8 protein-coding genes are annotated in these 12,597 nt (G+C 52.9%); 7 read left to right on the top strand and 1 reads right to left on the bottom strand.

Translation table 11 applies throughout. The features are described 5' to 3' along the window. Positions 1-133 precede the first annotated feature (133 nt). Together AC2IBB_RS25330 and AC2IBB_RS25325 are read left to right on the top strand one after the other, a co-directional pair. The gene (locus tag AC2IBB_RS25330; protein WP_486329487.1) at positions 134-1,042 is read left to right on the top strand and encodes a flagellar protein MotY; all 909 of its coding nucleotides are present in this window, start codon (positions 134-136) and stop codon (positions 1,040-1,042) included. Between the two features lie 162 nt (positions 1,043-1,204). Next, positions 1,205-2,419 carry an argininosuccinate synthase gene (locus AC2IBB_RS25325; protein WP_486329486.1) on the top strand — a complete coding sequence of 405 codons (1,215 nt, stop codon included), beginning with the start codon at positions 1,205-1,207 and terminating at the stop codon, positions 2,417-2,419. A gap of 97 nt (positions 2,420-2,516) precedes the next feature. On the opposite strand, the gene AC2IBB_RS25320 is transcribed toward AC2IBB_RS25325, so the two are convergent. After that, positions 2,517-5,681, bottom strand: a complete 3,165-nt coding sequence (locus AC2IBB_RS25320) for an Ig-like domain-containing protein (protein ID WP_486329485.1) — start codon at positions 5,679-5,681, stop codon at positions 2,517-2,519. A 471-nt stretch (positions 5,682-6,152) separates the two neighbouring features. Here AC2IBB_RS25320 and AC2IBB_RS25315 point away from each other — a divergent pair, with 471 nt between their 5' ends. The 5 genes from AC2IBB_RS25315 (at position 6,153) to gyrA (ending at position 12,557) form a co-directional block, all read left to right on the top strand. Then, positions 6,153-7,676, top strand: a complete 1,524-nt coding sequence (locus AC2IBB_RS25315) for a fumarate hydratase (protein WP_486329484.1) — start codon at positions 6,153-6,155, stop codon at positions 7,674-7,676. A 97-nt stretch (positions 7,677-7,773) separates the two neighbouring features. Continuing rightward, positions 7,774-8,112, top strand: coding sequence for a 4a-hydroxytetrahydrobiopterin dehydratase (locus AC2IBB_RS25310; protein ID WP_011398741.1), 339 nt, complete (start codon positions 7,774-7,776; stop codon positions 8,110-8,112). A 45-nt stretch (positions 8,113-8,157) separates the two neighbouring features. After that, positions 8,158-9,012 (top strand): formyltetrahydrofolate deformylase, encoded by an 855-nt coding sequence (gene purU, locus AC2IBB_RS25305; RefSeq protein ID WP_486329483.1) that lies wholly within the window; start codon positions 8,158-8,160, stop codon positions 9,010-9,012. 163 nt (positions 9,013-9,175) lie between these two features. Beyond that, positions 9,176-9,604: a CBS domain-containing protein gene (locus tag AC2IBB_RS25300; protein ID WP_486329482.1), complete on the top strand. Its 429-nt coding sequence runs from the start codon at positions 9,176-9,178 to the stop codon at positions 9,602-9,604. 313 nt (positions 9,605-9,917) lie between these two features. Continuing rightward, on the top strand, positions 9,918-12,557 hold the full coding sequence (gyrA, locus tag AC2IBB_RS25295; protein WP_486329481.1) for a DNA gyrase subunit A: 2,640 nt from the start codon (positions 9,918-9,920) through the stop codon (positions 12,555-12,557). Positions 12,558-12,597 lie beyond the last annotated feature (40 nt).

The following is a 12,597-nucleotide window of genomic DNA, read 5'->3' as shown; positions in this document are numbered from 1 at the left end:
AATGCAGAAAAGCAGGGTTACAAAACTGCACGCAAGTATACCAGAACGGAACAGGATTCAGGGTAAAGAATTCCCGCGCCAGGCCGATATTAGCTTTAATGTATGTTGTGATCACAGTGTTAGTGAGATTATCGTGCGCAAACTAACAATTGCCTCCGTCATCGCCCTTTTCTGGGCGACATCCAGCCAGGCCGCGACTTTCTCTGCGGGCATTGAGAAAAGTCAGTGGTACTTATCCTCTTCCATATTTGAGTGTGCGTTGACGCACAACATTCCGCGGTATGGCAGAGCGGTGTTTTATCATGAAGCTGGCGAACCCTTGAGGTTTTATCTTGATACCGCCCGTAACCCCATGCGGGAAGGGGAGGCTGCACTGGTGCTTGAAGCGCCCCGCTGGCGTCCCGGCATTGGCGTCAGAGATTTGGGGTATGTGGCGGTGCTGGACAAGCCGCGTCCGATTAGCGTGGACAATCCAAAGGCGTCGCAAATGATGGATAGTTTGCTGGAGGGAATGATGCCGACCTTCACGCGACGTGCGCGCTTCAATGACGATACGGTCAGAGTGGAGGTCTCTTCCATCAATTTTGCGCGCTATTATGAGGATTATCTTTCCTGTGTATCTGGTTTGTTGCCGGTGAATTTCCGACAAGTGGAGCGTACCGCGGTATTCTTCAAGCTGGATGAGGCGGTGCTGACGGATCAGGATAAGAACGAATTGGACAAGGTCATACTGTACGTGAAGGCGGACCCTTCCGTGACGGCTATATTTGTTGACGGCCATACTGATTCCACGGGACGCAGAATCTATAACCGCCGACTATCCAAAGACCGAGCGGAGGCGGTGACAGCTTATCTGATGGATAAAGGCGTCGCATCGGAGAAAATCACCACTCGTTATCATGGCGAACGTTATCCTGTGGTTCAGAACGTCGGTCCCAAGAATCTGGCCCGCAACCGTCGCGCTACTGTGCGTCTGGAGAGAGGCACTCAGCCGCCTGTCAAAGAGGATCTGTTGGATATTTCGATGGAGGAAGAATTGTAATCAGGCCTGTTTCTCGTGGACCAGCCATCAAGCCAGGGCAGGTCTTTCCATATATGCGCCTATGCCTTGACGGTGAGGCGCACACGCCTTTGCCCAGCCATAGAAAACTTTGCCCGAAGGGCCTAGAATAACCGCCTTTCGTAATCTCTTGGGAGCATCCTCATGTCTAAGGTCAATAAAGTCGTGCTCGCCTATTCTGGCGGCTTGGACACCTCGGTAATCGTTAAGTGGCTACAAGAAAACTATGACTGTGAAGTCGTGACCTTTACTGCCGATATCGGTCAAGGCGAAGAGGTTGAGCCTGCGCGCGCCAAGGCGGAGAAGCTGGGCGTTAAACAGATTTTTATCGAAGACCTGCGTGAAGAGTTTGCGCGCGACTTTGTTTTTCCTATGTTTCGCGCCAACACCATTTATGAAGGCGAGTACCTGTTGGGCACTTCTATCGCACGGCCGCTGATCGCCAAGCGACTGGTGGAGATTGCCAACGAAACGGGCGCTGACGCTATTTCCCATGGCGCCACTGGCAAAGGCAATGACCAGGTGCGCTTTGAGCTGGGCGCCTATGCGTTGAAGCCTGGCATTAAAGTAATTGCTCCCTGGCGCGAGTGGGACCTGACTTCGAGAGAAAAGCTGCTGACCTACTGCGACACCCATGACATCGCGGTAGAAAAGAAGAAAGGTAAGTCTCCCTACTCCATGGACGCCAACCTGCTGCATATCTCTTATGAAGGCGGTATTTTGGAAGATCCGTGGGCGGAAGCGGAAGAAGATATGTGGCGTTGGTCCGTGTCTCCTGAAGCGGCTCCAGATCAGGCGACTTATCTGGAGTTGACCTATAAAAATGGCGATATCGTCGCTATTGATGGCGAAGCTCTGGCGCCGCATGAAGTGATCGAAAAGCTCAATAAAATTGGCGGCGCGAATGGCGTGGGGCGTCTGGATATCGTTGAGAACCGCTATGTAGGCATGAAGTCCCGCGGCTGTTACGAAACGCCAGGGGGAACTATCATGCTGCGCGCACACCGCGCTATTGAATCCATCACTCTGGATAAAGAGCTGGCCCATTTGAAAGACAGTCTGATGCCGAAGTATGCGGAACTGATTTATAACGGCTATTGGTGGTCGCCGGAGCGTCTTGCACTGCAGAAGCTGATCGATGAATCGCAGCAACACGTCAATGGTGTGGTGCGGGTCAAGCTGTACAAAGGCAACGTAATCGTAGCGGGACGTAAGTCCGAAGACAGTCTGTTCGACGACCGTATCGCTACTTTTGAAGATGATGGCGGCGTGTATAACCAGCGTGACGCGGAAGGCTTTATCAAGCTGAACGCCCTGCGTATGCGTATTGCCGCGGATAAAGGCCGTAGCATGAAATAATGCCGACTTCGGCCCAAAATAAAAAAACCGCCATATTGGCGGTTTTTTTATGTCAGTCCAGCGCCCTTGCAAGGGGCGCTTTTCTTCGACGCTGACCTTAGTTGCTAAGGTTTAGCTGCTTGTTGGTCCTTGCTTGATAATCGGCTTCTGTCTCCAGGCCGGTAGTCTCCCCCGCCAATGCTGCGGTGGTGTCTACGGCGGCGGATGAAATCTCACCGCCCAGCGTGAAGAATGCGACGGATTCCGTTACGCCTTCGGCAAATGATGCTTGGCGTCGCGCGGTTTCTGCGGCTACGTCTGGGTAAGACGAGGACTCTGACGATGAGACGATCGGCAGTACATACATGGCGTGAGAGCCATAGCTGAGACGGCTGATTAGTGTGTCGGGAGAGCCTGACGGCGCAGCGGCGTCAAGTGTATTGGTCGCCCCCATTTGCTCGGCAAGCTTATCCACACCGGATAATAAGTCTGGATAAGGGGTCCCAAAACTGGTCGTCAACTGTGTGGTTTCCGTCTCAATGACGTTGGTCTGATCGCTCACATAGCCGATTTGCGCGTTGCCGTTCACATCAGGGCGTCCCGCCAGTTCAATCATCAGTACGCCGGTATCGTCAGCGGAGGTTTGATAATTGCCGCTATAGTTGATCGACGTATTCAAGTTGTCAGCGAAGCTGATGGGGTCCACGGCGTCCAGCGCGGCCTGAAACACTCCCAGGAAGGTTTCATAGCTGGTGGTTCCCTGGGCGATTCCGGCTGCAGACAAACCGCCAATAATGGTGGGTGCGAACGATGGCGAGTTCTCCAGCATGCGTACAATGCCTGAGGAGGGAGTTAGCAATACGGCGGCTTTTATATTGGCCATAGGCGTGCTGTTGGCGACGCTGACAAACGGAGTGCCGATGAGCGTGCCCAGCGAGTGGCCCATGAAGAACACGTTGTCGTTGTCCAGGTCTCCGGCGGCGTATAGGCCGCCGCTAGGGCCATCCAAGTCAATTGAGCTGATGGTTTGTCTCAGGTTTAACAGGTCGATGACGCCTTGGCGATTCTTGTCGCGACTATTGATAAACCCAGTCAAATTGATAAACAGACTGCCGGATGAGCCGGAGGCGCTGGCGGGATCAAAGTTCATCGCCACCGCTTGCTGTGCTGCATTAGCGGTGTAGTCAAAGTGGCGCTCGTTATCCGTGTGGGCGATGCCAGGGATGGTGCTGCCAGCGTTGGCGACGGTGTTTTCAAACGACGCCAGCGCAAGGATGGCGGCGTCCAAACTCGCATCTCCGCTTGTGCCGCCAGCTAAAACACTGCTAATGAGCCCTTGAGCGGTAGCGGCGTCAACAGAGGCGGCCGCCATAACGAAACCGATATTAAGCTGGCCATCTACAACTGCCTGATTATTTTCATCGCTCGGGGCGAGGGAAGGCGGGAGGCCGCTAGTTTGACCCGCCGCCAGCAGAGAGGCCGCTAGGCCAAGCTTTTTCGCAGTAGATGCCGGCGCTACGCCGTGTACGACTTGATCAATCGCGATGGTGGCGAAACACTTTTCAGCCAGGGCTGTTCCCACAGACAATGCTGCGCTCCGATCTGTGGTAATACCGTGTTGGAATATTACGGTTTTTAGCGGCTTAGGGCATGCCGACGTGTTGTCTGGATATACCGCTAGCCATGGAATAGGGAGTGTGTCAACAGTATCTGGCGTTGTGGTGTTGCCGTCCGCTTGCGTGGGGAATGGGAAAACATAGTTGACAACTGTCGACTTGGCGGCGACCGGGTTGCCGTTGTCATCCTTGCTGTCTCCTTGAGGGAGTTTTAGTCCTGCGCTGCTGAATGCAAGGTTGAGGGCGTCTGCTAACGGCTTATTGGCGGTCCAGGTGCTGGACTGTATTGTGGAGCCGTCAGAGCTGGTTGGGATGCCCAAGTAGTAGGGAGTAGAAATGGTTCCCTGAGACACCAGAGGATTGATGCTGTTGGTTGTGTCCAGTAAGGAGCTGGTGAGAGCGGAAACCAGATTTACAGGTGTGTTGCTGCTGGTGTGGCTAAGCTCCCGAGCTTTTGGTGTCGGGAGTAGTGAGGAGAAATTGGTTGTAAGTACTGTGGAGGCGCAACCAATTGCTGTGACGCCAGTGGCTCCAAAGCATGGGGAGCCGGAATTAAATATTGGTGAAAAGGCGGTTATCTGCTCCGCACTTGGGAATGCGGCTACAGCTGCGTCTGCAGTGGCGTTTACAGTGGAGTAGCTGGCGGACGGGTTTGTTTCGAGAACCGTTTCGGCGGCTGAGAGACGAATAAATGTGGTTATTTGATCATTAAACCACTCTGTTGGATTCGCAATATACTCCATCACCTTTTCGTCGCCAGACGTGGTAAACGAATAAGTCAAAGCAATATTGCTGGCGGAAAGTGGGCTCATGCTCAGTGCTTCTCGGGAGGCGTTATTTATTGCGAAATAACGCTCAGCAGTCGGCTCCCAGAAACTGTTTATTGCGGTTCGGACGGGCTCCAGTTGGCTGGAAGGTAAGGCGATATCGCCAGAAAGAAGTGAGTAGTTGGGGTCCATTGAAATAAACTGGCCTGTGGAGTCCTTAACCTCATTGGTGACTATGACCAGATAGCGTGTCTTGGGTTTTAAAGGTTTTGTCGGTTGGATTCTCAGGGTACTGGCACCTGACAACTCAATGACGGATGCTTTAATTGCAGGCGCATCTGCTATCGCGGCTCCAAGAATAGCTGCGGCCGTTGCAGGGTCGCTCTCAGCTGATGCCAAAAGTACGCCCGCCGCCAAAGGTATAGTGGGCGGCTCGGAAATGGAGAGGCCCTGAATTGGATCACCACTGGCGTAAGCAAGCTCAAGTAAAAAAACATTCTGGTTAGGGTTGGGGACTGGGCTGCCGCCAGAAGAAATAAATGGGGCGCTGTTCAAGCTGTCGCCATTTATATAGCCCGAAAAAGTAATGTCAATCGGCGCAATAATGGACGCGCCACTTAGACTTCCTAGTGCAGCTTGAACAGGATTGGCGGAAGAATCCGAGAAAGTGCCGTCTCTCGCGGTTTGATCCAGCAGTAGATCGTTCGGAATGGGAACTTTGCTGGCTATTGGGTTAAAAACGGGCCAGATTTTTCCTTCAAACTGATTTAGCGAATCGGGCAAATCCCCGTCATACTCATTTTGCGCCCCAGCATTGGCGTTGCCGCCACCTCCGCCTCCACACCCCGATAAAGTGACCGCCGACGCTACCGCCAGACTGAGAAAGGTTTTCTTGAACATAGGTAGGACCTTCTTCCTTTTATTATTGCTTTCAGAATGTTCCCGGCGTGACTGAATTATTCGCTCCAGTTCTTCGCCAAAAAAGTTTTATCAGCATAGGTTAGATTTCCCCGGCCTGAAAGCCGTGAAATCATACGCCGCACAATGAAATAAGCCTTTCGCCCGATGTGTTGGCGTCATCAGGACGTTGGCGTTTGGTGATTTTCTCATGCATCGTCAGGAGTTTAGCTCATTTTTCTTATGAGTGGACTCTCTAATTCACAAATGGGAAAAATAGATTAGACCCGGCGCTCTGAGATACGGTTGCAAAGGCGCAGTATTCGTTAACAGTTTAAGGCTGAACTTGGGGGGCGAATTAGGTACAATTTCCGCCTAAATCAAATAAGGCGGGCACTTGGCGTCCATTGGAAGGCGTCGCTGTCAGCCAAAGCTGTGACTACTCCAAGAACCATGTAACAAGAGAGTGCGTGCATGACCACCGTGATCCGTCAAGACGATCTCATCGACAGCGTATTCGACGCGCTGCAGTTTATCTCCTATTACCACCCCGTCGACTTTATTAAAGCGGTTCATGCGGCCTATGAGCGGGAAGAATCCACTGCCGCTAAAGACGCGCTGGCGCAAATTCTGATCAACTCCCGCATGTGCGCTGAGGGGCGTCGCCCCATCTGTCAGGATACCGGCATCGTGACGGTGTTCCTGAACATCGGAATGGATGTGAAGTGGGATGCGGACATGAGCGTCGAGGATATGGTTAATGAAGGCGTGCGTCGCGCTTACCTGCACCCTGACAATATTCTGCGGGCGTCCGTCTTGGCTGATCCCGATGGCGCGCGCAGAAACACGAAAGACAATACTCCCGCCATTATTCACATGAAGGTTGTCCCTGGCGACAAAGTGGATGTGCACGTCGCGGCGAAAGGCGGCGGCTCTGAGGCCAAATCCAAGTTTGCCATGCTGAACCCGTCTGATTCTGTTGCGGAGTGGGTGCTGGAGCAGGTGCCGAAGATGGGCGCTGGCTGGTGTCCGCCTGGAATGTTGGGTATAGGCATCGGTGGAACCGCTGAGAAAGCAATGGAATTGGCCAAAGAGGCGCTGCTTGACCCTATCGATATTCAGGACTTGCAGGCGCGCGGCGCAGCTAACCGCAGCGATGAGTTGCGCTTGGAGCTGTTCGAGAAAGTAAATGCGCTGGGTATCGGAGCGCAAGGCCTGGGTGGTTTGACGACAGTGTTGGACGTTAAGGTAAAAGACTATCCGACCCATGCCGCCAACAAGCCGGTCGCTATTATTCCCAACTGCGCTGCGACTCGCCATGCTCACTTCGTGCTCGATGGTAGCGGGCCTTCATTGCAAACGCCGCCTGATCTTGATGAGTGGCCGGAAATCACCTGGGAGGTGGGAGCCAACGTTAAGCGCGTGAATATGGATTCTGTCACGCGGGAAGAAATTGCGTCCTGGCGTCCTGGCGACACCGTGCTTCTTTCAGGGAAAATGCTGACGGGGCGCGATGCTGCGCACAAGAAGATGGTGGATATGCTCGCTCGTGGTGAGTCTCTGCCGGTGGATTTGAATAATCGCTTCATTTATTACGTAGGCCCGGTAGATCCAGTGGGCGATGAAGTGGTCGGGCCTGCAGGGCCGACGACCTCTACGCGGATGGATAAATTCACCCGCACTATGCTGGAGCAGACCGGCCTCGTGGGAATGATAGGCAAAGCCGAGCGCGGCCCAGTGGCGATTGAGGCTATTCGTGATAACAAAGCGGTTTATCTGATGGCTGTGGGCGGCGCCGCCTATCTGGTTTCTAAAGCGATTCGCTCCTCCAATGTTGTCGCTTTCCCTGAGTTGGGGATGGAGGCAATTTATGAGTTCGAAGTGAAAGATATGCCGGTTACCGTGGCGGTGGATGCAAACGGCGAGTCTGTGCATCAGACGGGGCCAGCGGAATGGCGTAAGCGCATTGCGGAAAGCGCTGTGAAAATAGTCGGCTAAGATAAATGTTGGCGATCTTTTTCTTGTAGAGTTAGGCTACAGCGACGCTGGGGCGAGCGCCCCGGCAAACGCTTAATTCAAAACAAGGAGAAAAAGCATGAGCGATACAATTCCAAGCTGCGAGGCCTGTAGACCTGACGCTGAGAAAGTGGATCCGGCGAAACTTGAGAAGTACTTGAGTCAGGTGCCTGAGTGGCGTTTGGAAGAGCGTAACGGCGTGCAAATGATCAGCCGTGACTACAAATTCAAAAACTTCGCTTTGGCGTTAGAGTTCACCAACAAGGTTGGCGCTATCGCTGAAGAAATTAACCACCATCCTGAGCTTGTGACCGAGTGGGGTAAAGTCAGGGTTACCTGGTGGAGTCATACTATTAAAGGTCTGCATGAGTTGGACTTTGCGATGGCTAAGCGGTGCGAAGCAGTCTTTAACGCATAGAGGTCTGTCGCGTTCCGCTGGCGCTTCACAGCTGGTAGGAAAATAATGGAAAGAACATATCGACTGGTTATCGCCTGTCCTGATCGGGTGGGCATTGTTGCGAAAGTGACCACGTTTCTGGCTACCTATAATGGGTGGCTGACTGAGGCGAGTCACCATTCGGACCCGACCAATGGTTGGTTTTATATGCGCAATGAGATAAAAGCGAGTTCACTCCCTTTTGATTTGAACTCGTTTCGCATTGCGTTTGAGCCAATCGCCCGAGAGTTCCAGATGTGCTGGCATGTGGCGGATTCGCAACAGCCTAAGCGTATTGTTCTGATGGCGAGCAAAGAGTCTCATTGCTTGGCGGACTTGTTGCACCGCTGGCATGCTAAAGAAATGGATGGGGAGATTGTCGGTGTTATTTCCAATCATGACGACCTGCGTCGCATGGTGGAGTGGCATGACATTCCCTATTACCACGTGCCGGTGGATTCTGATGACAAGTCCGTCGCATTCAACGAGGTGGAAAGGCTGGTGGATGCGTTAGATGCGGAGGTGATTGTGCTTGCGCGCTATATGCAGATTTTGCCGCCGGAACTTTGTGACAGGTACTCGGGGCGCATCATTAATATCCACCACAGCTTCTTGCCGTCTTTCGCGGGAGCTCGTCCATATCATCAGGCCTATAAGCGCGGGGTTAAGCTGATTGGCGCAACCTGCCATTACGTGACTCAGGATTTGGATGAGGGGCCAATTATTGAGCAGGATGTGATCAGGGTGAATCACAGTGACACCATCGAAGATATGGTGCGACTTGGGAAAGATGTAGAGAAGCAAGTGCTTGCGAGAGGTTTGCGCTATCACCTGGAAGACCGGGTGATTGTTCATGAGAACAAGACTATTGTGTTTGAATAAGGTCATTGTTGACTGACGTCAAGCCAGGGGCGCCCGCTCCGGGTTCATTGGTTGGCGTTTCGGGGATATGGGCGTATCTTTAAGGTGTCAGCGTAATGAAAGGAAGACGCTGACGGGGCGGTTAACAATAACCATCAGCAAATACCTGCCTTAGGAGAGTCCCATGTTGCGATCCGTGAAAGTGCGCGATTATATGACAACCAACCTGGTTGTGTTTTCCCCTGAAACAGAGCTTTTTGAAGCTATCCATAGACTTCTTAAAAACAGCATCTCCGGCGCCCCTGTTGTGGATGGAAGAGGCAATCTTGTGGGTATGCTTTCAGAAGTGGACTGCCTGAGAAGTATCTTGAGCGGCAGCTATTATGATTATGAATCTCTGGGCGGCACAGTCGCTGAATATATGACTGTAGAGGTGGATGTCGTTGGGCCTGAGGAGGATATCCTTGCGGTTAGCCAGCGCTTCATTAATGACCGCCGGCGCCGCTTTCCTGTGGTGGAAGAGGGGAAGCTGGTGGGGCAGATCAGTCGTAAAGATGTGCTGCGGGCTGTTTCAGACTTTGTCGCGCCACAGCAGTTTCACCAGTCCGCCTGACTCGTCATAAGTGCGTGGCGCGGGCCAGCTGGCGAGCGCCACGATCTTGCGCCCTCCTGGTCGGTATGGCGTTTTGGGCGCCTAAAAAATATCTTATACTCGCCCTAATTAACTTCGTTGCCGTCGCCTTCTATGCTAGACTTGAGCGCTTGTGGCGCAGCCCTTGGTCGAGTAAAGAGTGTGCGATTACATGCCGCTTTAACTGACTCCCCGCCGGGTTCAACGACTGCAAGACGAGCGAACCAGGGTTTGGACAGACTGTGGGTAGAACAAGAACCGAACTATCCTTTCTAGAATAGGTTATTGCTATATTATGGCTGAACTCGCCAAAGAAATACTTCCCGTCAATATTGAAGATGAACTGAAACAATCCTACCTCGACTACGCAATGAGCGTTATTGTCGGCCGTGCCTTGCCGGATGCGCGAGATGGTCTTAAGCCGGTGCATCGTCGCGTTTTATTTGCGATGAACGAGTTGAGTAATGATTGGAACAAGCCGTATAAAAAATCCGCCCGTGTGGTCGGTGACGTAATCGGTAAATATCACCCTCACGGAGACTCTGCTGTATACGACACCATCGTGCGTATGGCGCAGCCTTTCTCTCTGCGGTACACCCTGGTGGACGGGCAGGGCAACTTCGGCTCCATCGACGGCGATAGCGCAGCAGCGATGCGTTATACGGAAATCCGCATGGAGAAGATCGCCCACGAAATGCTGGCTGATCTCGATAAAGAAACGGTCGACTTCGCCCCTAACTACGATGGCTCAGAACAGATTCCCGTCGTACTTCCAACCAAAGTTCCCAACCTGCTTGTCAATGGGTCCTCAGGCATCGCGGTAGGGATGGCGACGAACATTCCTCCCCACAACCTGACCGAAGTGGTCAATGGATGTCTTGCTTACCTGGATAACAGCGACATAACCATCGATGAGCTGATGGAGTTTATTCCAGGGCCTGATTTCCCCACTGCCGCCATCATCAACGGACGCGCAGGGATTTTGGAGGCATACCGCACTGGGCGTGGCCGTATTTATATTCGTGCGCGCTATGAAATCGAGCAGGATAAGAAAACCAGTAAGGAAACGATTGTCATTACTGAAATTCCTTATCAGGTTAATAAGGCGAAGCTGGTCGAAAAAATCGCCGAGCTGGTTAAAGAGAAGAAGGTTGAGGGTATTACCGAGCTGCGCGATGAATCCAGCAAGGAAGGCATGAGAGTCGTGATTGAGTTGCGTCGCGGAGAAAACGCGGAAGTGCTCATGAATAACCTGTTCGCCCTTACGCCCCTGGAGACTGTATTCGGCATTAATATGGTCGCCTTGATTAATGGCGAGCCCAAGCTGCTGAACCTGAAAGACTGTATTGAGTGTTTTGTGCGCCATCGTCGTGAAGTGGTGACGCGCCGGACTATATACGAGTTACGCAAGGCGCGTGAGCGCGGCCATATCCTGGAAGGTCAGGCGGTGGCGCTGGCGAATATCGATCCGGTCATCGCCGTTATCAAGGCCTCTTCCACTGGCGCTGAGGCCAAAGAGCGCTTGATGGCTCAGGGGTGGTCTCCTGGCGCGGTCACTGGAATGTTGGAGCGCGCCGGCGAAGACGCCTGCCGCCCCGATGATCTGGCTCCTGAGTTTGGTCTGCGTGATGGGATGTATTACCTGTCTGACGTGCAGGCGCAGTCCATTCTGGATTTGCGTTTGCAGAAGCTGACCGGGCTTGAAATCGAAAAGATCAACGAAGAATACCGCAGCATTATCGAGCAGATTTCTGAATTGCTGGAAATTTTGCAAAACCCAGAGCGTTTGATGGCTGTCATCCGTGAAGAGCTCGAAGCTGTCCGCGAAGAGTTTGGCGATGCGCGCGTTACTGAAATCACCGCTTCCAAGCGTGATCTCACGATTGCGGACTTGATCGCTGAAGAAGATATGGTCGTCACGCTGTCTCATAAAGGCTATGCCAAGACCCAGCCGCTGGAAGCGTATCAGGCGCAAAAACGAGGCGGTAAGGGTAAGGCTGCGACGGCGATTCGCGACGAAGACTTTGTCGAGAAGCTTCTGATCGCCAACTCCCACGATACAATTTTGTGTTTCACCTCTCACGGTAAATTGTATTGGCTTAAGACCTATGAGATTCCCCAGGCCAGTCGCACTTCCCGTGGTCGTCCGATCGTAAATATTCTGCCGTTGGCGGAGGATGAGCGCATCACCACAATGTTGCCGGTGCGTGAGTACGCCGCGGATCACTATGTTTTCATGGCGACGCGCCAGGGTACTGTCAAGAAAACGCCGCTGGAGAATTTCTCTCGTCCTCGCAGTAGCGGCTTGATCGCTTTAGGGCTGGATGAAGGCGACATGCTGATCGGCGCCGCCATTACCGATGGCAAGAAAGACGTCATGCTGTTCAGCAGCAGCGGTAAAGCCATTCGCTTCAATGAAGATGATGTGCGGCCGATGGGGCGTACGGCTCGCGGTGTCAGAGGTATTCGTATGGCGGAAGGTCAAACGGTCGTTTCCCTTATCATTCCGCAAGAAGATGCATTCATCCTCACTGCAAGTCGTAAAGGCTACGGTAAGCGGACTGATGTGTCTGAATTTCCTGTGTACGGACGTGGCGGGCAGGGCGTTATTGCAATCCAGTGTTCCGAGCGAAACGGCGACTTGGTAAGCGCGGTGCAGGTAATCAGCGGCGATCAGCTCATGTTGATCAGTAACCAGGGAACATTGGTGCGGACCCGTTCGGACGAAGTTTCTATCGTCGGAAGAAATACCCAGGGCGTAAGGTTGATCCGTCTGTCTGAGTCGGAGGATCTGGTCGGCGTAGAGCGGATTGCAGAGCCTGAGGAAGACGAAACTGACTTCCAGGGCGAAGAGGGTGAAGACGCTGAAGTAGTTGACGGAGATAGTCTGGTCTCCGGCGATGCGGGTGAAGAAGGCTCCGAGGCGGAAGAATAACTTTCGCTTCGGTTGGTTTGTCTGAGAAGTTTATTTGACC

Source organism: Hahella sp. NS-SX17 (genome assembly GCF_057367735.1).
Note: the sequence above shows the minus strand (reverse complement) of the source record. Positions and strands in the feature narration are given on the sequence as shown.

Bases quoted from the DNA above. Each gene is read 5' to 3' on its own strand.
- AC2IBB_RS25325 (WP_486329486.1), top strand. From the start codon at position 1,205: ATGTCTAAGGTCAATAAAGTCGTGCTCGCCTATTCTGGCGGCTTGGAC.
- AC2IBB_RS25310 (WP_011398741.1), top strand. From the start codon at position 7,774: ATGAGCGATACAATTCCAAGCTGCGAGGCCTGTAGACCTGACGCTGAG.
- AC2IBB_RS25315 (WP_486329484.1), top strand. From the start codon at position 6,153: ATGACCACCGTGATCCGTCAAGACGATCTCATCGACAGCGTATTCGAC.
- purU (WP_486329483.1), top strand. From the start codon at position 8,158: ATGGAAAGAACATATCGACTGGTTATCGCCTGTCCTGATCGGGTGGGC.
- AC2IBB_RS25320 (WP_486329485.1), bottom strand. From the start codon at position 5,681: ATGTTCAAGAAAACCTTTCTCAGTCTGGCGGTAGCGTCGGCGGTCACT.
- gyrA (WP_486329481.1), top strand. From the start codon at position 9,918: ATGGCTGAACTCGCCAAAGAAATACTTCCCGTCAATATTGAAGATGAA.
- AC2IBB_RS25300 (WP_486329482.1), top strand. From the start codon at position 9,176: ATGTTGCGATCCGTGAAAGTGCGCGATTATATGACAACCAACCTGGTT.